Raw genomic sequence first — 17,697 nt, 5'->3', positions numbered from 1 at the left:
TCCGTTGCGGCAGAGGGGGGAGCAGCGACTGTTCGGGCGACCGCCGGGCCCTGTCGGCACGGTGCGGAACGCTGATGGTCATTCTGGAAGACCCTTCAGAACCCGGCTGTCCGGGAGTTGTCGTGACGAACCGAAGATATCGTAGAGGCCTAGGCCCGGTTCGCTCCGGTACTGGATATTTAAATCGGCGAAAATCCGGACATTGGCAGCTCTAATTCATTGCCGCGATGCCGGGCGGACTTATTTCCGCGGGCCGGAATTTCCGATTGGTGACGTATGCGAACGCCGGCGCGTGCCGTAGGGCCTCGGGGCGGACAACCCGGCCGACGCAGTCGTTTGAAAAAGCTGGTTGACTTGGCTCGCCCGGCGGCCGCGGCCGGGCGGCACCGAAGCGTGATCCAGGACCAGGAGGTGCGGCGCCGTCATGAGCGTCGATTTCGTCATCCCGTACTACGGCGACCCGGAGTACCTGTTCGCCACCATCGACAGCATCCGGGCTCAGAACCAGCAGGACTGGCGGCTGACCGTCGTGGATGACCAGTACCCGGGCTTCCGCGCGCTGCAGTACATCGAGAGCCTGAACGACGAGCGGATCCGCTACATCCGCAACGAGGAGCGGCTCGGCCCCAACGGCAACACCTACAAGGCGTCCACCCTGGCCGAGCGCGAGTTCGTCTCGATGATGGGCGCCGACGACCTGCTGGAGCCGGACTACCTGGACGTCGTCCTGGAGCGCATGAAGGCCGACCCGAACGCGATCGCGGTCCAGCCGGGCGTGAAGGTGATGGACAGCGACGGGAACCTGGTGCCCTCGCTCGGCATCGGCGACAAGGTCAAGCGCCGGATCGCCGCCCCGGCCCGCAAGGCCGGCGTCATCAGCGGCGAGGACGCGGTGAAGAGCCTGCTGTCCGGCAACTGGCTGTACACCCCGTCGCTGCTCTACCGGCAGTCCGCGTTGTCGAAGATCCCGTACCGCCCGGACATCGACGCCGTCCACGACCTGGCCTTCATGGTCGACATGCTGATGGACGGCGGCAACCTGCTGGTCGACGAGCGCGAGGTGTTCCGCTACCGCCGCCACCAGGCCAGCGACTCCTCGACCCGAGTGAAGGACGGCAAGCGCTTCGACGAGGAGCTGCGCTACTACGGGCTGATCGCCAAGGAGCTGCGCGCCAAGGGCTGGAACGCGGCGGCCCGCTCGGCCGACCTGCACCTCTCGTCCCGCCTGCACGCCCTGATGGTCGCCGCCGGACGCCTCGGTGCGGGCGACTTCGCCCACGCCGGAGCCATGGTCGGCCGCGCCGTCCGCAGTAGCTGACCCGGCCCGGAGCGGGACTTCGCCACCCGTCACCACGTCAACCCGCCGCTCCAGGCTCGCGGCGGCCGGCCGATCAGGTCGGCTCCGCGCGCCGGGCACGGGTTGATCGTCGGGCAGCCGAGCCTGCATTGCCGAAGCGGCGGGCGAAAGGCGGACGGTCAAAATGCGACAAGAGGGCGGATGCGGCATCTCAGATGCCCTAGGCCATTCGCATGTATACGATCCGCCGAATGACCGCGCTGGCTCGACATCGGGCCGCATGGCAGACTTCCCGTGCGATCCAACGAGTGGGGGTGCGTCCAGGCGACTCGCGGCGCACCTATGAGTAGGACATGACAAGTGCTGGTTCCAACAAGTAGGGAAGTGTCCCGGTGCAGCCGCTGATCGATTCTGCCCATGCGTCCGACGGGCAGACATTGAGGGAGGGCGGTGACGGGAACGCGGCCGGGGCCGCCGAGACGACGACACCTCCAGCCGCACTGATCCGACTGAGGGCCCTTGCCGCCCACCGCTGGTTCTGGCCGGCGGCCCTGCTGCTCGGCTACCTCGGGCAGACGGCGTTCCGACTGTCGCTGTCGATCCACAACTACTTCCCCTCGGTGCACGCGGACGAGGACGGGTACCTCGCGATCGCGCGGGTGCTGGCCGGTCGGCCGACCACCGAGATGCCCACCGGCGTGATAATTCCCGGCGGCTACTCGCTGCTGATCTCACCGGCGCTGCGGATCGCCGACAACCCCGCGACCGCGTACCACCTGATCATGGGCATCAACGCGGCGCTCAACGCGCTGGTCTTCCCGCTGGCCTTCGTGGCAGCCCGCCGCCTGGGACTGTCCCGGCCGCACGCGTTCCTGGCGGGGACCGCCGTCGCGCTGGTGCCGCCGGTGATCTTCTACTCCCAGTTCGTCATGACGGACACCGTCCTCCCGGTGCTCCTGCTGATCTGGCTGATCGCGATGCACGGCTGGCTCTCGCCCGGATCGCCGCGCCGCCGCTCGCTCTACGCGGTGACGATGAGCCTGGCCGCCGGCTACTCGATGGCCACCCATGACCGCGGCGGCGTGGTCGTGGCGCTGACGGCGCTGGCCCTGGTCGTGGTGCTGGCCTTCGGCTGGGCGCCGCGGCTCTCCTCGCTGGCGGGGATCGGCGGGCTCGGGGTGGCCTACCTGGGTGTCAAGCTGCTGGCCCGCTTCGTCGAGAGCAAGTTCAAGGACGTGCCGGGGGCCGGCGTGGGCAACAAGGTCTTCGAGAACCTCGAGGACAGCAAATACCTCGGCACGATCATCGTCCGCACCCTCGGCGAGCTGTGGTACTTCATGGCCTCCACCTACGGCCTCGGGGCGGTCGCCTTCGTGCTGTGCGCGGTGGCCGTGTTCCGCCGCCGGTTCTCGGTGGCCGACCGGGTGGTGGCCTTCTGCATGATCGCCATGCTGTGCGGCACCGCGCTGGCCTCAGCCGCCGGCCTCGCGGACAATGAGCGCATCGACAACTGGGTGTACGCCAGGTACTGCGCCGTGCTGGTGCCGGTGTTCCTGGTGGTAGGCCTGGCCGCACTGTTCCGGGCCGGGACGCGCCCGCTGCTGCGGCTGGCCGTGGCCGGCACGGTGGTCGTCGGGATCACCGGGCTGTCGGTCACCGAGTACGCGGGCTCCAAGCTCAGGGCCTGGATCATCCCGTGGACCGTGCCGGACGCGCAGTTCCTCTCCTCGACCTATGACGGCCTGCACATGGGCCGTACGACGTTCGGTGCGCTCGCCGTGCTGGCCGCGTGCCTGCTGCTGCGGGTGGTCGGCGGTCGCCGGGTCGTCACGGCCGTGGTGGGCTGCCTGGCGATCTTCGCCGCCTACGCGACCGTCACCGTCACCAACAACGTCGCCGAGCCGCACTCCAAGTTCCGTAAGTACGAGGGTGCCACCCTGGCCAAGGAGGCCGGCCTGGGCAAGGGCGACAACGTGATCATGGACTGGGACCTCGACTGGGGCACCAGGATGGCGCTGACCTTCCAGGTCTACTGGGGCCGGGTCTGGACCAGCAACGTGAAGCACGGCAACACCCCGCCGGCGACGGCCGACGCGATGCTGTTGACCGTCTCCAAGGACGCGACGCCGGAGTCCAGCTGGGAGAAGCCGCTTCCGGGCTGGCGCGTCGCGAAGTACAACAAGGACCGCGGCTGGGTGCTCTGGCGCAAGGGCTGACCAGCAGAGCTACCCGATCGGGGCCGGTGAGGGACACCTCACCGGCCCCGATTGGCATCCGGGCTGCTCCATGTGGCAGTATGTCCAAGTTGCTCGGTTGAGTGCCGATGCTGCGCGCCTCCCGCCGGGAGGACTGGAAGCGAGTCCCATGTACTCGTCGTTCCCGTGATGGCCGTCAAGCGTGAGTTCTACGCCACGGCAGCTGCGGGGCGGACGTACGGGAATCTTCCGGGAAGCGTATGCGGGGTCTCGGCCCGGCTCCCCCCTCTCCTGAAAGTTCGAAACCGACGAGTTCTTCGCCGGTTTTTTGCAAGCGCGAGTGCGACACGCCCGAGCGCGGGGGTCGGAGGGGAAGTCGTGCAGCAACTTACGGACAAAGGACTACTGAGTAGCCATGGCGGGACAGAAGATCCGCATCCGGCTCAAGGCCTACGACCACGAGGTCATCGACTCCTCGGCGAAGAAGATCGTCGAGACGGTGATCCGTACTGGTGCGCAGGTCGCGGGCCCGGTGCCGCTGCCCACTGAGAAGAACGTGTACTGCGTCATCCGCTCGCCGCACAAGTACAAGGACTCGCGCGAGCACTTCGAGATGCGTACTCACAAGCGTCTGATCGACATCCTCGACCCCACGCCGAAGACGGTTGACTCGCTGATGCGTCTCGACCTGCCGGCTGGCGTCGACATCGAGATCAAGCTCTGAGAGGCGCACCGAAGATGGCTAAGCAGATTAAGGGCATCCTGGGCGAGAAGCTCGGCATGACCCAGGTCTGGGACGAGAACAACCGGGTCGTCCCGGTGACCGTCGTCAAGGCTGGGCCGAATGTCGTGACCCAGGTCCACACCGCTGACAGCCCGGCCGGCTACGACGCCGTCCAGATCGGCTTCGGCGAGATCGACCCCCGCAAGGTGAACAAGCCCCTCGCGGGCCACTTCGCCAAGGCCGGTGTCACCCCGCGCCGTCACCTGGTCGAGCTCCGTACCTCGGACGCGTCCGAGTACACCCTGGGCCAGGAGATCACCGCCGAGCTGTTCGAGGCGGGTGTCAAGGTCGACGTGACCGGCACCTCCAAGGGCAAGGGCTTCGCCGGTGTCATGAAGCGTCACAACTTCAAGGGTCTCGGCGCCGGTCACGGCACCCAGCGCAAGCACCGCTCGCCCGGTTCCATCGGTGGCTGCGCCACCCCGGGCCGTGTGTTCAAGGGCCTGCGCATGGCTGGTCGGATGGGCCACGAGCGTGTGACCACCCAGAACCTGACCGTGCACGCGGTCGACGCGGAGAAGGGTCTGCTGCTCATCAAGGGCGCCGTCCCGGGCCCGAACGGCGGCCTCGTCCTCGTCCGCACCGCGGCGAAGGGGCTGTGAGGAAATGAGCACCATTGACATCCTGTCGCCGGCTGGCGACAAGACCGGCAGCATCGAGCTGCCGGCCGAGATCTTCGACGCGAAGGTCAGCGTTCCGCTGATGCACCAGGTCGTCGTGGCGCAGCTCGCTGCGGCCCGTCAGGGCACCCACAAGACCAAGACTCGTGGCGAGGTCCGCGGTGGCGGCAAGAAGCCGTACCGCCAGAAGGGCACCGGCCGCGCCCGTCAGGGCTCGACCCGTGCGCCGCAGTTCGCCGGCGGTGGCGTCGTGCACGGTCCCGTGCCGCGTGACTACTCGCAGCGGACCCCGAAGAAGATGATCGCCGCCGCCCTGCGCGGTGCGCTCACCGACCGGGCCCGCCACAACCGCATTCACGTCGTCACCGGCGTGACCGCGACCGAGGCGCCGTCGACCAAGGCCGCCAAGGGCCTGTTCGGCAAGATCACCGACCGCAAGAACGTCCTCCTGGTCGTCGAGCGTTCGGACGAGCTGGGCCTCAAGTCCGCTCGCAACCTGCCGAACGTGCACATCCTGGACGCCGGTCAGCTGAACACCTACGACGTGCTCGTCTCCGACGATGTGGTCTTCACCCAGGCCGCCTTCGAGCGTTTCGTGGCCGGTCCGGCCGCGTCCGCCAAGGCCGTTGCCGCTGAGGGCGAGCTCGAAGGGAGCGCCGCCTGATGAGCGACGTTACGAGCAAGACGTTCACGGACCCCCGTGACGTCCTGGTGAAGCCGGTCATCTCCGAGAAGAGCTACAGCCTTCTCGACGAGAACAAGTACACGTTCATCGTGTCGCCGGGCGCCAACAAGACCCAGATCAAGCAGGCCGTCGAGGCGGTCTTCTCGGTCAAGGTCGAGGCTGTCAACACGATCAACCGTCAGGGCAAGCGCAAGCGGTCCAAGACGGGCTTTGGCAAGCGCAAGGACACCAAGCGCGCCATCGTGACGCTGGCCGAGGGCAACCGCATCGACATCTTCGGTGGTCCGGTCTCCTGAACCAGGAGATCGTGATCGTCGATTAGGACGAGGACGAGAGAGCCAAATGGGCATCCGCAAGTACAAGCCGACTACGCCGGGCCGTCGCGGCTCCAGCGTGGCCGACTTCGTAGAAATCACGCGGTCCACGCCGGAGAAGTCGCTGGTTCGCCCCCTGCACAGCAAGGGCGGCCGTAACAACGCCGGTCGTGTCACCGCTCGCCACCAGGGTGGCGGTCACAAGCGCGCCTACCGCGTGATCGACTTCCGTCGTCACGACAAGGACGGCGTGCCGGCCAAGGTCGCGCACATCGAGTACGACCCGAACCGCACCGCGCGCATCGCGCTCCTGCACTACGCGGACGGCGAGAAGCGCTACATCATCGCGCCGCGCGGCATCACGCAGGGCGACCGGATCGAGAACGGCGCTGGCGCCGACATCAAGCCGGGCAACAACCTGCCGCTGCGCAACATCCCGGTCGGTACCACCATCCACGCGGTGGAGCTGCGTCCCGGCGGCGGTGCCAAGCTGGCCCGCTCGGCCGGCTCCGGCATCCAGCTGCTGGCGCGTGAGGGCAAGATGGCGCACCTGCGCATGCCCTCCGGTGAGATCCGCCTGGTCGACGCGCGCTGCCGCGCGACCGTCGGCGAGGTCGGCAACGCCGAGCAGTCGAACATCAACTGGGGCAAGGCCGGCCGCATGCGCTGGAAGGGCGTCCGCCCGACCGTGCGTGGTGTCGCCATGAACCCGATCGACCACCCGCACGGTGGTGGTGAGGGTAAGACCTCCGGTGGTCGCCACCCGGTCTCGCCGTGGGGTAAGCCCGAGGGCCGCACCCGTCGCCCGAACAAGGCGTCGGACAAGCTCATCGTGCGCCGCCGCAAGACCAACAAGAAGCGCTAGGAGCAGGTCAGATGCCGCGCAGTCTTAAGAAGGGCCCCTTCATCGACGGCCACCTCATCAAGAAGGTGGACGCTCAGAACGAGGCGGGTACTCAGAACGTCATCAAGACCTGGTCCCGTCGTTCCGTGATCTCCCCGAGCATGCTCGGTCACACGATCGCGGTCCACGATGGCCGTAAGCACGTCCCGGTGTTCGTCACCGAGTCGATGGTCGGCCACAAGCTCGGCGAGTTCGCTCCGACCCGCACCTTCCGTGGCCACGTGAAGGAAGACCGGAAGTCGAAGCGTCGCTAAGCGCCTGAGCTTCAAGCGCCAGAACGACTCAATGACTTACTCCATTAAGGGGACAACCATGGAAGCCAGGGCACAGGCGCGGTACATCCGCGTGACGCCCATGAAGGCCCGCCGCGTGGTGGACCTCATCCGTGGCATGAATGCCACGGAGGCCCAGGCCGTCCTGCGTTTCGCTCCGCAGGCCGCCACCGTGCCGGTCGGCAAGGTGCTCGACAGCGCCATTGCCAACGCCGCGCACAACTACAACCACTCCAACGTGGACGACCTCTACATCTCCGAGGCGTACGTTGACGAGGGCCCGACCCTGAAGCGGTTCCGTCCGCGTGCCCAGGGCCGCGCCTACCGGATCCGCAAGCGGACCAGCCACATCACCGTGGTCGTCAGCAGCAAGGAAGGGACCCGGTAATGGGCCAGAAGGTTAACCCGCACGGGTTCCGCCTCGGCATCAGCACGGACTTCAAGTCCCGCTGGTACGCCGACAAGCTGTACAAGGACTACGTCAAGGAAGACGTTGCCATTCGTCGCATGATGACGAAGGGCATGGAGCGCGCCGGCATCTCCAAGGTCGAGATCGAGCGCACCCGCGACCGCGTCCGCGTCGACATCCACACCGCTCGCCCCGGCATCGTCATCGGTCGCCGTGGCACCGAGGCCGACCGCATCCGCGGCGACCTCGAGAAGCTGACCGGCAAGCAGGTCCAGCTGAACATCCTCGAGGTCAAGAACCCCGAGCTGGACGCCCAGCTCGTGGCTCAGGGCGTCGCGGAGCAGCTGTCCTCCCGCGTCTCCTTCCGTCGTGCCATGCGCAAGTCGATGCAGGGCACCATGAAGTCCGGCGCCAAGGGCATCAAGGTCCAGTGCTCCGGTCGTCTCGGCGGCGCCGAGATGAGCCGTTCGGAGTTCTACCGCGAGGGCCGTGTGCCGCTGCACACCCTGCGTGCGAACGTCGACTACGGCTTCTTCGAGGCCAAGACCACCTTCGGCCGCATCGGCGTGAAGGTCTGGATCTACAAGGGCGACGTCAAGAACATCGCCGAGGTCCGCGCTGAGAACGCCGCTGCCCGCTCGGGCAACCGCCCGGCCCGTCCCGAGGGTGGTCGTCCCGCCCGCGGTGGCGAGCGCCGTGGTGGCGAGCGCGGTGGCCGTGGCCGTCGTCCCGCCGCTGCCGAGGCCCCCGCGGCCCCGGTCGCCGAGGCTCCGGCTGCTGAGAACACCGGAACGGAGGCCTGACCCCAATGCTGATCCCCCGTCGGGTCAAGCACCGCAAGCAGCACCACCCGAAGCGCCGTGGCGCTTCGAAGGGTGGCACCGAGCTGGCGTTCGGCCAGTTCGGCATCCAGGCCGTGACCCCGGCCTACGTGACGAACCGTCAGATCGAGTCCGCTCGTATCGCGATCACCCGTCACATCCGTCGTGGCGGCAAGGTCTGGATCAACATCTACCCGGACCGCCCGCTCACCAAGAAGCCGGCCGAGACCCGCATGGGTTCCGGTAAGGGTTCGCCGGAGTGGTGGATCGCGAACGTGCACCCGGGTCGGGTCATGTTCGAGCTGTCGTACCCGAACGAGAAGGTTGCTCGCGAGGCGCTCACCCGCGCCGCGCACAAGCTGCCGATGAAGTGCCGGATCGTCCGGCGCGAGGACGGTGAGAGCTGATGTCGGCCGCTACCAAGGCTGCTGAGCTTCGCTCGCTGGACAACGAGGCCCTCGTTGCCAAGCTGCGCGAGGCCAAGGAGGAGCTGTTCAACCTCCGCTTCCAGGCGGCGACCGGGCAGCTCGACAACCACGGACGGCTCAAGCTCGTCCGCAAGGACATCGCGCGGATCTACACCCTGATGCGCGAGCGCGAGCTGGGCATCGAGACGGTGGAGAACGCCTGATGACTGAGAACACCAACGAGACGCGCGGTTTCCGCAAGACCCGTGAGGGTCTCGTCGTCAGCGACAAGATGGACAAGACCGTCGTCGTCGCCGTCGAGGACCGCGTCAAGCACGCTCTGTACGGCAAGGTCATCCGCCGTACGAACAAGCTGAAGGCGCACGACGAGCAGAACGCGTGCGGCGTGGGCGACCGGGTCCTCCTGGCGGAGACCCGCCCGCTGTCCGCGTCCAAGCGCTGGCGCGTCGTCGAGATCCTCGAGAAGGCCAAGTAACGAAGCCGATGAGGTACGGCCGTATGTGCATCGGGTCCCCCGGGACGCCGGTGTGAGCAGCGGCCGGCCCGTCGACTCTCGTTGACGATCAGGAGAAAGCTGTGATCCAGCAGGAGTCGCGACTGCGTGTTGCCGACAACACTGGTGCCAAGGAGATCCTTTGCATCCGTGTTCTCGGTGGCTCCGGTCGCCGCTACGCCGGTATCGGGGACGTCATCGTCGCGACCGTCAAGGACGCGATCCCCGGTGGTTCGGTGAAGAAGGGTGACGTCGTCAAGTGCGTCGTCGTCCGTACCGTCAAGGAGCGTCGTCGTCCGGATGGCTCGTACATCCGCTTCGACGAGAACGCCGCTGTCGTGCTGAAGAACACCGAGGGTGACCCCCGTGGCACCCGCATCTTCGGCCCGGTCGGCCGCGAGCTGCGCGACAAGAAGTTCATGAAGATCATCTCGCTGGCGCCGGAGGTGCTCTAACCCATGGCGAACAGCATGAAGATCAAGAAGGGTGACCTGGTCCAGGTCATCACCGGCAAGGACAAGGGCAAGCAGGGCAAGGTCATCCAGGCCCTGCCGGCCGAGAACAAGGTCCTGGTCGAGGGTGTCAACCGGGTCAAGAAGCACACCAAGCCGGGTCCGGGTACCCAGGGTGGCATCGTGACCGTCGAGGCCCCGGTGCACGTCTCCAACGTCCAGCTGGTCGTGGAGAAGGACGGCAAGAAGGTCGTCACCCGCGTCGGCTACCGCTTCGACGACCAGGGCAACAAGATCCGCGTTGCCAAGCGGACCGGTGAGGACATCTGATGTCTGAGACGACTGTTGAGAAGGTGGCCCCCCGCCTCAAGGAGCGTTACAACTCCGAGATCAAGGGCCAGCTGCAGGAGCAGTTCTCGTACGAGAACGTCATGCTGATCCCCGGCCTGGTCAAGGTCGTGGTCAACATGGGTGTCGGCGAGGCCGCCCGTGACAGCAAGCTGATCGAGGGCGCGATCCGCGACCTGACCGCGATCACCGGTCAGAAGCCGGCCGTGACCAAGGCTCGCAAGTCCATCGCGCAGTTCAAGCTGCGCGAGGGCCAGCCGATCGGCACCCACGTCACCCTCCGTGGTGACCGCATGTGGGAGTTCCTGGACCGTCTGGTGTCGCTGGCCCTGCCGCGTATCCGTGACTTCCGTGGTCTCTCCCCGAAGCAGTTCGACGGCCGTGGCAACTACACCTTCGGTCTGACCGAGCAGGTTATGTTCCACGAGATCGACCAGGACAAGGTCGACCGTCAGCGCGGTATGGACATCACCGTCGTGACCACCGCTCAGACCGACGACGAGGGCCGGGCGCTCCTGCGCGCTCTGGGCTTCCCGTTCAAGGAGGCGTGAGCCAATGGCGAAGAAGTCCCTCATCGCGAAGTCCGAGCGCAAGCCGAAGTTCGGCGTCCGGGCCTACACCCGGTGCCAGCGCTGCGGCCGTCCGCACTCGGTGTACCGCAAGTTCGGCCTCTGCCGTGTCTGCCTCCGTGAGATGGCGCACCGCGGCGAGCTGCCGGGCGTGACCAAGAGCTCCTGGTAGTCCTCTTTCAGTAGAGAGCCAGAGCTTTAGGCACAGCTAGCGAAGCAGAGGTGCCCGATCCCACACCGGCCCGTTTTGGGTCTGCCGTACGGGTTCCCGTAAGGTAGTGGGGTCGGGCCCCCTGCCACGGCTTCCCCATGGATGCCCGTGGTCCTCTTCTGGGAGGGCTCGCACCCAGTCTTACTACGTCGCAGGTCCCCTGCGCTTGTGCCCTTGGCGCACTCGGAAGAGTGCGACAGGGGGACCTGGCGCGGAGAAACCACGGCGAGAGAGGCCTGAGGCCATCATGACCATGACCGACCCCATCGCAGACATGCTCACGCGTCTGCGTAACGCGAACTCGGCGTACCACGACTCTGTCGCGATGCCGTCGAGCAAGATCAAGGCGCACGTCGCCGAGATCCTGCAGCAGGAGGGTTACATCTCCTCCTACAAGGTTGAGGAGCCCGCTGAGGGCGAGGTCGGCAAGAAGCTGACCATCGAGCTCAAGTTCGGCCCCAACCGTGAGCGCTCCATCGCCGGCATCAAGCGCATCAGCAAGCCGGGTCTGCGCGTTTACGCAAAGTCCACCAACCTGCCGAAGGTGCTCGGCGGCCTGGGCGTGGCGATCATCTCCACGTCGTCCGGCCTCCTGACCGACAAGCAGGCCGCCAAGAAGGGCGTAGGCGGAGAAGTTCTCGCCTACGTCTGGTAATTCGGGAAACGGAGGTACAGCAATGTCGCGCATTGGACGGCTGCCCATCCAGGTCCCCGCTGGCGTGGACGTCACCATCGATGGCCAGACGGTCTCGGTGAAGGGCCCCAAGGGCTCGCTCACCCACGTCGTCGCTGAGCCGATCGAGATCGGCAAGGGCGAGGACGGCACCGTGCTCGTCACCCGCCCGAACGACGAGCGTCGCTCGAAGGCCCTGCACGGCCTGACCCGCACGCTGGTGGCGAACATGATCACCGGCGTGACCGCGGGCTACCGCAAGTCGCTGGAGATCAGCGGTGTCGGCTACCGCGTCGCGGCGAAGGGCTCCGACATGGAGTTCTCGCTCGGCTACAGCCACCCGATCCTGGTCACCGCGCCGGAGGGCATCTCCTTCGTCGTCGAGTCGCCCACCAAGTTCCACGTGGACGGCATCGACAAGCAGAAGGTCGGCGAGATCGCCGCGAACATCCGCAAGCTGCGCAAGCCCGACCCGTACAAGGCCAAGGGCGTCAAGTACGCGGGCGAGGTCATCCGCCGCAAGGTCGGAAAGAGTGGTAAGTAAGCGATGAGTGTCTCTGTCAAGATCGGCAAGGGCAACGCCTACAAGAGCGCCGCTCGCAAGCGCCGCGCGATCCGCGTTCGCAAGCGCGTCGTCGGCACCGAGGTGCGTCCGCGTCTCGTCGTGACGCGCTCGAACCGTCACATGGTCGCCCAGGTCATCGACGACGCCAAGGGTCACACCCTGGCGTCGGCGTCCACCCTCGACGTGTCCATCAAGGGCACCGAGGGCGACAAGACCGAGCTGGCCAAGAAGGTCGGGAGCCTGGTCGCCGAGCGCGCCAAGGCCGCCGGCATCGAGTCGGTCGTCTTCGACCGCGCGGGCAACCGGTACGCCGGCCGCATCGCCGCCCTGGCGGACGCGGCTCGCGAGGCCGGGCTCGACTTCTAAGCCGCTCGTCGACTCTGTCGACGGACGTAAACGAGAGAGGTAATTCCAATGGCTGGACCCCAGCGCCGCGAAGGCGGCGCCGGTCGCGGCACGGGTGGCGAGCGGCGCGACCGTAAGCGTGACGGTCAGGGCAGCGCCCAGGCTGTCGAGAAGACCGCTTACGTCGAGCGCGTCGTCGCGATCAACCGTGTTGCCAAGGTTGTCAAGGGTGGCCGTCGCTTCAGCTTCACCGCGCTCGTCGTGGTGGGCGATGGCGAGGGCACCGTGGGTGTCGGTTACGGCAAGGCGAAGGAGGTTCCGGCCGCCATCGCCAAGGGTGTTGAGGAGGCCAAGAAGAACTTCTTCCGCGTCCCCCGTATCCAGGGCACCATCCCGCACCCGGTTCAGGGTGAGAAGGCCGCCGGCGTCGTGCTGCTGAAGCCCGCCGCCCCCGGTACCGGTGTTATCGCCGGTGGTCCGGTGCGTGCCGTCCTGGAGTGCGCCGGCATCCACGACATCCTGTCGAAGTCGCTCGGCTCGGACAACGCGATCAACATCGTGCACGCCACCGTGGCTGCTCTGAAGGGCCTCGTGCGCCCCGAGGAGATCGCCGCCCGTCGTGGCCTGCCGCTGGAGGACGTGGCCCCCGCCGCTCTGCTGCGGGCGCGTGCTGCTGGGGTGAGCGCCTGATGGCTCGCCTGAAGATCACGCAGACCAAGTCGTACATCGGCAGCAAGCAGAACCACCGTGACACCCTGCGTTCGCTTGGCCTCAAGCGCATGCACGACGTCGTGGTGAAGGAGGACCGTCCCGAGATCCGCGGGATGGCCCACACGGTCCGTCACCTGGTGACGGTTGAGGAGGTGGACTGATCATGGGCGACAACCCGATCAAGATCCACAACCTGCGTCCCGCCCCGGGTGCCAAGACCGACAAGATCCGCGTGGGTCGTGGTGAGGGCTCCAAGGGTAAGACCGCCGGTCGTGGCACCAAGGGCACCAAGGCCCGCTACCAGGTTCCGCAGCGCTTCGAGGGTGGCCAGATGCCGCTCCACATGCGCCTGCCGAAGCTGAAGGGCTTCAAGAACCCGTTCAAGATCACGTTCCAGGTTGTCAACCTCGACAAGCTGGCCGAGCTCTACCCGCAGGGTGGCGAGGTCACGGTCGAGGACCTGGTCGCCAAGGGCGCGGTTCGCAAGAACTCCCTCGTCAAGGTGCTCGGCACCGGCGAGATCTCGGTTGCCCTGCAGGTGACGGTCGACGCCGTCTCCGGCTCGGCCGCCGAGAAGATCACCGCCGCCGGCGGTACGGTCACCGAGCTCGTCTGAGCCCGCTGACCACCGGCTTCGAGCCCCGCACTTCCTCCGGGAAGTGCGGGGCTCGTGCTTTTTCGGGCCATTCCGCATTGGCCGCTCCGGCCCGGTGGGGCTCTCGTTCTTTTGTGTGGCAAAACCGGGCATCCCGTACCCCGTGAGTGGGGGAGCGGCCGTACGCGCTTCTTTCGAGTGGCCGCGCACTGTTAGAGTCCGTGGAGTTCCCTTGTAGGCTGCGCGTAGGCTCGCCTGTGCCGTCTGTACGGGAGCCCGAACCGCAAACTCCCCATTCCAGGACCGACCCTCCCGCCGACGACGCGCGGGAGGCGCAGGAGGCACCGTGCTCAGTGCGTTCGCGCGGGCGTTCCAGACGCCCGACCTGCGCAAGAAGCTGCTGTTCACGCTGGGCATCATGGTGCTGTTCCGGCTGGGCTCGCACATTCCGATCCCGGGCGTGAGCTTCACGGCCGTGAACGAGTGCGTGAAGGAGACCAAGAACAACGGCCTCTTCGGGCTCGTCAACCTGTTCAGCGGTGGCGCGCTCCTCCAGCTGACGATCTTCGCCCTCGGCATCATGCCGTACATCACGGCGAGCATCATCCTCCAACTCCTCACCGTCGTGATCCCGCGACTGGAGGCGCTGAAGAAGGAGGGCCAGGCCGGTACGGCGAAGATCACCCAGTACACCCGCTACCTGACCATCGCGCTCGCCGTGCTCCAGGGCACCGGCATCGTGGCGACGGCCTCCAGCGGTGCGCTGTTCTCGGGCTGCCCGCTGGCCAACCAGATCGTGCCGGACACCTCGGTGTTCCGGATCGCCACCATGGTCATCACGATGACGGCCGGCACCACGGTCATCATGTGGCTGGGCGAGCTGATCACCGACCGCGGCATCGGCAACGGCATGTCGCTGCTGATCTTCACCTCGATCGCGGCGCAGTTCCCGACCTCGATGTGGGCGATCAAGCAGTCCGGCACCATCGGCGGCGGCTGGGTCGAGTTCCTGTCCGTGGTCGCGGTCGGCGTCATCGTCGTGATGCTGGTCATCTTCGTCGAGCAGGCCCAGCGCCGGATCCCGGTCCAGTACGCGAAGCGGATGATCGGCCGCCGGGCGTTCGGCGGCACCTCGACCTACATCCCGCTCAAGGTGAACCAGGCCGGTGTCATCCCGGTCATCTTCGCCTCGTCGCTGCTGTACATCCCCGCTCTCGTGGTCCAGCTGACCAACAGCCAGGCGGGCTGGGCGGTGTGGATCAAGCAGAACTTCGTCAGGGGTGACCACCCGATCTACATGGCCACCTACTTCCTGCTGATCGTCTTCTTCGCCTTCTTCTACGTCGCGATCTCCTTCAACCCCGAAGAAGTTGCCGACAATATGAAGAAGTATGGTGGCTTCATCCCGGGCATCCGGGCCGGCCGGCCGACGGCCGAGTACCTGAACTACGTGCTGACCCGAATCACGTGGCCGGGTTCGCTCTACCTGGGCCTGATCGCGTTGATCCCGATGATCGCCCTGGTCGCCTTCGGACAGCAGACCAACTTCCCGTTCGGCGGCACCAGCGTTCTCATCGTCGTCGGCGTCGGACTCGAAACTGTGAAGCAGATCGAGAGCCAGCTCCAGCAGCGCAATTACGAAGGGTTCCTCCGCTGATGCGTATCGTCCTCGTTGGTCCTCCCGGGGCCGGGAAGGGTACTCAGGCGCACTTGCTCGCCAAGACCCTGTCCATCCCCCACATCTCCACCGGCGACCTGTTCCGCGCCAACATCGGCCAGGGCACCCCGCTGGGGCTCGAGGCCAAGAGCTACATGGACGCGGGTCGCCTGGTGCCGGATGAGGTCACCATCGGGATGGCCAAGGACCGCATGCTCCAGGCCGACGCCGCCAACGGCTTCCTGCTCGACGGCTTCCCCCGCAACCTGGGCCAGGCCAAGGCGCTGGACGAGTTCCTCGCTGAGCAGGGCATCAAGCTGGACGGCGTGCTGGACCTGGAGGTCCCCGAGGACGAGGTCGTCCGCCGGATCGCTGGCCGCCGCCTGTGCCGCAACGACGGTGGCCACGTCTTCCACGTGGACTACAACCCGCCGAAGGCCGAGGGCGTCTGCGACGAGTGCGGCGGCGAGCTGTACCAGCGCTCGGACGACACCGAGGACAAGGTGCGCACCCGCCTGGAGGTCTACCACACGGAGACCGAGCCGATCATCGACTACTACGTCCAGCAGGGCCTGGTGGCGACGATCTCGGCCCTCGGCAAGGTGGACGAGGTCACCCAGCGCGCGATCGAGGCGCTGAAGCAGAACGGCTGAGTTCCCTCAGCGGAGTACGCGTGTACGGCCGGATCGCCCGTGGAGCGGGCGGCCCGGCCGTTTCGGCGTCGTACGGTGGTAGGCAGTTAATCCGGACTTGGAAGGCGTGACCTGATGGTGGAGATCAAGACCCCCGAGCAGATCGCGAAGATGCGAGCGGCCGGGCTGGTCGTCGCCGAGGCGCTCAAGGCCTGCCGTGAGGCGGTCGCTCCCGGGGTGACCACCCAGGAGCTCAACGACATCGCCGACAAGGTCATCACTGACCACGGCGCCACCTCGAACTTCCGCGCCCACCACGGCGGCCTGTGGTTCCCCGGCGTGATCTGCGCCTCGGTGAACAACGAGGTCGTCCACGGCATCCCGGGCGAGCGGGTGCTGCAGGAGGGCGACATCATCTCGATCGACTGCGGCGCCATCCTGGACGGCTGGCACGGCGACTCGGCGATCACCGTCGCGGTCGGCGAGGTCCGCCCCGAGGTCGAGATGCTGAGCCGGGTGACCGAGGGCTCGATGTGGGCCGGCATCGCCCAGATGAAGAAGAACAACCGCCTGGTCGACGTCTCCAAGGCGATCGAGGGCTACATCCGCCGCCAGCCGCTGCCGCCCAAGGGCAAGTGGGGCATCACCGAGGGCTACGGCGGCCACGGCATCGGCACCGCGATGCACATGGAGCCGCACGTGCTGAACTACGTCGAGCGCGGCCGCGGCAAGGGCCCGAAGCTGGTCCCCGGCACGGTGCTGGCGATCGAGCCGATGGTCTCGCTGGGCACCCCGCACACCGCCGTGCTGGACGACGAGTGGACGGTCGTCACCAACGACGGCACCTGGGCCTCGCACTGGGAGCACTCGGTGGCCGTCACCGAGCAGGGCCCGCTGGTGCTGACCGCCTTCGACGGCGGCAAGGCCGAGCTCGCCAAGCTGGGCGTCACCGCAGCTCCGGACCCGCTGGCGTAGCCGCCGCGGCATCCGACTGCCGCTCCTGACTAGGGATCAGAGCCCTGGAGGTTTGGACCTCCAGGGCTTTTGTCCTATTTTTAATGGCCCGCAGTGGCAAACTGCGGCTCGGCTGGCCCTCGATCGATGCAGGAGAGAGCACGTGCTCAAGGGATTCCGCGACTTCATGATGCGCGGCAACGTCGTCGACATGGCGGTCGGTGTGGTCATCGGTGCCGCGTTCACCGCCGTGGTGACCGGCTTCGTGTCGGCCTTCCTCACCCCGCTGGTCGGTGTGGTGGTCGGCGCGGCCGGCGACTTCAGCTCGTACAAGGCGACCGTCGCCGGGGTCACCTTCCCGTACGGCCAGTTCCTGAACGTGCTGATCGCGTTCGTCATGACCGCCGCGGTGCTGTACTTCTGCGTGGTGCTGCCGATCACCAAGGCCACCGAGCGCTACCTGCCGAAGAAGCCGAAGGCCCCGAAGCGCCCCTGCCCCGAGTGCCTGACCGAGATCCCCGCGGCTGCCCGCCGCTGCTCGGCCTGCACCGCCCACGTGGAGCCGCTGGCCGCCTCCACCGGTGTCTGACGTACGGGTGTGACGAGTACCGCCTTCCGGGTCCCGGTTTTGGCCCATCGGACGCGCTGGCGTAGGATGGACCGTCGGCTCACTCGTAGCGTGCTTCAGCACGCCCTCTTCCCCTCGGGGATGGGGTGAACCCAGGTTCGCACGAGCGTTCCGCATACGGTAGCCGGTCCCGGA

At 66.9% G+C, this 17,697-nt stretch carries 27 protein-coding genes; all 27 read left to right on the top strand.

The window, feature by feature from the left end:
* The first annotated feature begins 424 nt into the window (after positions 1-424).
* The 27 genes from ACWC9T_RS02330 (at position 425) to mscL (ending at position 17,523) form a co-directional block, all read left to right on the top strand.
* The gene (locus ACWC9T_RS02330) at positions 425-1,318 is read left to right on the top strand and encodes a glycosyltransferase family 2 protein (protein ID WP_449819160.1); all 894 of its coding nucleotides are present in this window, start codon (positions 425-427) and stop codon (positions 1,316-1,318) included.
* A gap of 371 nt (positions 1,319-1,689) precedes the next feature.
* Positions 1,690-3,513 carry a hypothetical protein gene (locus ACWC9T_RS02325; protein WP_449819159.1) on the top strand — a complete coding sequence of 608 codons (1,824 nt, stop codon included), beginning with the start codon at positions 1,690-1,692 and terminating at the stop codon, positions 3,511-3,513.
* A gap of 394 nt (positions 3,514-3,907) precedes the next feature.
* On the top strand, positions 3,908-4,216 hold the full coding sequence (rpsJ, locus tag ACWC9T_RS02320; RefSeq protein WP_012785157.1) for a 30S ribosomal protein S10: 309 nt from the start codon (positions 3,908-3,910) through the stop codon (positions 4,214-4,216).
* Between the two features lie 14 nt (positions 4,217-4,230).
* Positions 4,231-4,878 (top strand): 50S ribosomal protein L3, encoded by a 648-nt coding sequence (gene rplC / locus ACWC9T_RS02315; protein WP_031063055.1) that lies wholly within the window; start codon positions 4,231-4,233, stop codon positions 4,876-4,878.
* Between the two features lie 4 nt (positions 4,879-4,882).
* Entirely contained in the window at positions 4,883-5,560 is a 678-nt protein-coding gene (gene rplD, locus ACWC9T_RS02310) for a 50S ribosomal protein L4 (RefSeq protein WP_270146474.1), read from the top strand.
* Positions 5,560-5,877: a 50S ribosomal protein L23 gene (gene rplW, locus ACWC9T_RS02305; protein ID WP_030280768.1), complete on the top strand. Its 318-nt coding sequence runs from the start codon at positions 5,560-5,562 to the stop codon at positions 5,875-5,877. The genes rplD and rplW overlap by 1 nt, the downstream gene beginning before the upstream one ends.
* A gap of 46 nt (positions 5,878-5,923) precedes the next feature.
* A complete protein-coding gene (gene rplB, locus ACWC9T_RS02300; RefSeq protein WP_207810337.1) occupies positions 5,924-6,760 on the top strand; it encodes a 50S ribosomal protein L2 in 837 nt (278 codons plus the stop codon).
* Positions 6,761-6,771: 11 nt separating this feature from the next.
* Positions 6,772-7,053: a 30S ribosomal protein S19 gene (gene rpsS / locus ACWC9T_RS02295; protein WP_030280772.1), complete on the top strand. Its 282-nt coding sequence runs from the start codon at positions 6,772-6,774 to the stop codon at positions 7,051-7,053.
* A 58-nt stretch (positions 7,054-7,111) separates the two neighbouring features.
* Positions 7,112-7,459 carry a 50S ribosomal protein L22 gene (gene rplV, locus ACWC9T_RS02290; protein ID WP_030280773.1) on the top strand — a complete coding sequence of 116 codons (348 nt, stop codon included), beginning with the start codon at positions 7,112-7,114 and terminating at the stop codon, positions 7,457-7,459.
* On the top strand, positions 7,459-8,283 hold the full coding sequence (gene rpsC / locus ACWC9T_RS02285) for a 30S ribosomal protein S3 (RefSeq protein WP_030055823.1): 825 nt from the start codon (positions 7,459-7,461) through the stop codon (positions 8,281-8,283). Before rplV ends, rpsC begins: the two co-directional genes overlap by 1 nt.
* A gap of 5 nt (positions 8,284-8,288) precedes the next feature.
* On the top strand, positions 8,289-8,708 hold the full coding sequence (gene rplP, locus ACWC9T_RS02280) for a 50S ribosomal protein L16 (protein ID WP_030300385.1): 420 nt from the start codon (positions 8,289-8,291) through the stop codon (positions 8,706-8,708).
* A complete protein-coding gene (gene rpmC / locus ACWC9T_RS02275; RefSeq protein ID WP_403062834.1) occupies positions 8,708-8,932 on the top strand; it encodes a 50S ribosomal protein L29 in 225 nt (74 codons plus the stop codon). The genes rplP and rpmC overlap by 1 nt, the downstream gene beginning before the upstream one ends.
* On the top strand, positions 8,932-9,204 hold the full coding sequence (rpsQ, locus tag ACWC9T_RS02270; RefSeq protein ID WP_153460991.1) for a 30S ribosomal protein S17: 273 nt from the start codon (positions 8,932-8,934) through the stop codon (positions 9,202-9,204). Before rpmC ends, rpsQ begins: the two co-directional genes overlap by 1 nt.
* 101 nt (positions 9,205-9,305) lie before the next feature.
* A complete protein-coding gene (gene rplN, locus ACWC9T_RS02265) occupies positions 9,306-9,677 on the top strand; it encodes a 50S ribosomal protein L14 (RefSeq protein ID WP_030232481.1) in 372 nt (123 codons plus the stop codon).
* A 15-nt stretch (positions 9,678-9,692) separates the two neighbouring features.
* Complete coding sequence (gene rplX / locus ACWC9T_RS02260) at positions 9,693-10,004, top strand: 50S ribosomal protein L24 (RefSeq protein WP_270151185.1); 312 nt, start codon at positions 9,693-9,695, stop codon at positions 10,002-10,004.
* Entirely contained in the window at positions 10,004-10,573 is a 570-nt protein-coding gene (gene rplE, locus ACWC9T_RS02255) for a 50S ribosomal protein L5 (RefSeq protein WP_030280779.1), read from the top strand. Before rplX ends, rplE begins: the two co-directional genes overlap by 1 nt.
* A gap of 4 nt (positions 10,574-10,577) precedes the next feature.
* The gene (locus tag ACWC9T_RS02250) at positions 10,578-10,763 is read left to right on the top strand and encodes a type Z 30S ribosomal protein S14 (protein ID WP_030055830.1); all 186 of its coding nucleotides are present in this window, start codon (positions 10,578-10,580) and stop codon (positions 10,761-10,763) included.
* 286 nt (positions 10,764-11,049) lie between these two features.
* Complete coding sequence (gene rpsH, locus ACWC9T_RS02245; RefSeq protein WP_207810340.1) at positions 11,050-11,457, top strand: 30S ribosomal protein S8; 408 nt, start codon at positions 11,050-11,052, stop codon at positions 11,455-11,457.
* A 22-nt stretch (positions 11,458-11,479) separates the two neighbouring features.
* Positions 11,480-12,019, top strand: a complete 540-nt coding sequence (rplF, locus tag ACWC9T_RS02240; protein ID WP_449819158.1) for a 50S ribosomal protein L6 — start codon at positions 11,480-11,482, stop codon at positions 12,017-12,019.
* A gap of 3 nt (positions 12,020-12,022) precedes the next feature.
* The gene (gene rplR, locus ACWC9T_RS02235) at positions 12,023-12,406 is read left to right on the top strand and encodes a 50S ribosomal protein L18 (protein ID WP_031063032.1); all 384 of its coding nucleotides are present in this window, start codon (positions 12,023-12,025) and stop codon (positions 12,404-12,406) included.
* A 48-nt stretch (positions 12,407-12,454) separates the two neighbouring features.
* Positions 12,455-13,075, top strand: a complete 621-nt coding sequence (gene rpsE, locus ACWC9T_RS02230; protein ID WP_449819157.1) for a 30S ribosomal protein S5 — start codon at positions 12,455-12,457, stop codon at positions 13,073-13,075.
* Entirely contained in the window at positions 13,075-13,257 is a 183-nt protein-coding gene (gene rpmD / locus ACWC9T_RS02225; protein WP_030055835.1) for a 50S ribosomal protein L30, read from the top strand. The genes rpsE and rpmD overlap by 1 nt, the downstream gene beginning before the upstream one ends.
* 2 nt (positions 13,258-13,259) lie before the next feature.
* Positions 13,260-13,712: a 50S ribosomal protein L15 gene (gene rplO / locus ACWC9T_RS02220; RefSeq protein ID WP_255752515.1), complete on the top strand. Its 453-nt coding sequence runs from the start codon at positions 13,260-13,262 to the stop codon at positions 13,710-13,712.
* A gap of 325 nt (positions 13,713-14,037) precedes the next feature.
* On the top strand, positions 14,038-15,348 hold the full coding sequence (gene secY / locus ACWC9T_RS02215) for a preprotein translocase subunit SecY (RefSeq protein ID WP_449819156.1): 1,311 nt from the start codon (positions 14,038-14,040) through the stop codon (positions 15,346-15,348).
* Positions 15,348-16,001, top strand: coding sequence for an adenylate kinase (locus tag ACWC9T_RS02210; RefSeq protein ID WP_449819155.1), 654 nt, complete (start codon positions 15,348-15,350; stop codon positions 15,999-16,001). The genes secY and ACWC9T_RS02210 overlap by 1 nt, the downstream gene beginning before the upstream one ends.
* 114 nt (positions 16,002-16,115) lie before the next feature.
* Positions 16,116-16,955 (top strand): type I methionyl aminopeptidase, encoded by an 840-nt coding sequence (gene map / locus ACWC9T_RS02205; RefSeq protein WP_449819154.1) that lies wholly within the window; start codon positions 16,116-16,118, stop codon positions 16,953-16,955.
* Between the two features lie 142 nt (positions 16,956-17,097).
* Complete coding sequence (mscL, locus tag ACWC9T_RS02200; RefSeq protein ID WP_449819153.1) at positions 17,098-17,523, top strand: large conductance mechanosensitive channel protein MscL; 426 nt, start codon at positions 17,098-17,100, stop codon at positions 17,521-17,523.
* Positions 17,524-17,697: the final 174 nt, after the last annotated feature.

The sequence above is a fragment of the Kitasatospora sp. NPDC001159 genome (assembly GCF_053598235.1).
This window is presented reverse-complemented; position numbering and strand designations above follow the sequence as displayed.

Coding starts and splice junctions, on each gene's coding strand:
- ACWC9T_RS02330 (WP_449819160.1), top strand. CDS start 425: ATGAGCGTCGATTTCGTCATCCCGTACTACGGCGACCCGGAGTACCTG.
- rpsJ (WP_012785157.1), top strand. CDS start 3,908: ATGGCGGGACAGAAGATCCGCATCCGGCTCAAGGCCTACGACCACGAG.
- rplC (WP_031063055.1), top strand. CDS start 4,231: ATGGCTAAGCAGATTAAGGGCATCCTGGGCGAGAAGCTCGGCATGACC.
- rplD (WP_270146474.1), top strand. CDS start 4,883: ATGAGCACCATTGACATCCTGTCGCCGGCTGGCGACAAGACCGGCAGC.
- rplW (WP_030280768.1), top strand. CDS start 5,560: ATGAGCGACGTTACGAGCAAGACGTTCACGGACCCCCGTGACGTCCTG.
- rplB (WP_207810337.1), top strand. CDS start 5,924: ATGGGCATCCGCAAGTACAAGCCGACTACGCCGGGCCGTCGCGGCTCC.
- rpsS (WP_030280772.1), top strand. CDS start 6,772: ATGCCGCGCAGTCTTAAGAAGGGCCCCTTCATCGACGGCCACCTCATC.
- rplV (WP_030280773.1), top strand. CDS start 7,112: ATGGAAGCCAGGGCACAGGCGCGGTACATCCGCGTGACGCCCATGAAG.
- rpsC (WP_030055823.1), top strand. CDS start 7,459: ATGGGCCAGAAGGTTAACCCGCACGGGTTCCGCCTCGGCATCAGCACG.
- rplP (WP_030300385.1), top strand. CDS start 8,289: ATGCTGATCCCCCGTCGGGTCAAGCACCGCAAGCAGCACCACCCGAAG.
- rpmC (WP_403062834.1), top strand. CDS start 8,708: ATGTCGGCCGCTACCAAGGCTGCTGAGCTTCGCTCGCTGGACAACGAG.
- rpsQ (WP_153460991.1), top strand. CDS start 8,932: ATGACTGAGAACACCAACGAGACGCGCGGTTTCCGCAAGACCCGTGAG.
- rplX (WP_270151185.1), top strand. CDS start 9,693: ATGAAGATCAAGAAGGGTGACCTGGTCCAGGTCATCACCGGCAAGGAC.
- rplE (WP_030280779.1), top strand. CDS start 10,004: ATGTCTGAGACGACTGTTGAGAAGGTGGCCCCCCGCCTCAAGGAGCGT.
- ACWC9T_RS02250 (WP_030055830.1), top strand. CDS start 10,578: ATGGCGAAGAAGTCCCTCATCGCGAAGTCCGAGCGCAAGCCGAAGTTC.
- rpsH (WP_207810340.1), top strand. CDS start 11,050: ATGACCATGACCGACCCCATCGCAGACATGCTCACGCGTCTGCGTAAC.
- rplF (WP_449819158.1), top strand. CDS start 11,480: ATGTCGCGCATTGGACGGCTGCCCATCCAGGTCCCCGCTGGCGTGGAC.
- rplR (WP_031063032.1), top strand. CDS start 12,023: ATGAGTGTCTCTGTCAAGATCGGCAAGGGCAACGCCTACAAGAGCGCC.
- rpsE (WP_449819157.1), top strand. CDS start 12,455: ATGGCTGGACCCCAGCGCCGCGAAGGCGGCGCCGGTCGCGGCACGGGT.
- rpmD (WP_030055835.1), top strand. CDS start 13,075: ATGGCTCGCCTGAAGATCACGCAGACCAAGTCGTACATCGGCAGCAAG.
- rplO (WP_255752515.1), top strand. CDS start 13,260: ATGGGCGACAACCCGATCAAGATCCACAACCTGCGTCCCGCCCCGGGT.
- ACWC9T_RS02210 (WP_449819155.1), top strand. CDS start 15,348: ATGCGTATCGTCCTCGTTGGTCCTCCCGGGGCCGGGAAGGGTACTCAG.
- map (WP_449819154.1), top strand. CDS start 16,116: ATGGTGGAGATCAAGACCCCCGAGCAGATCGCGAAGATGCGAGCGGCC.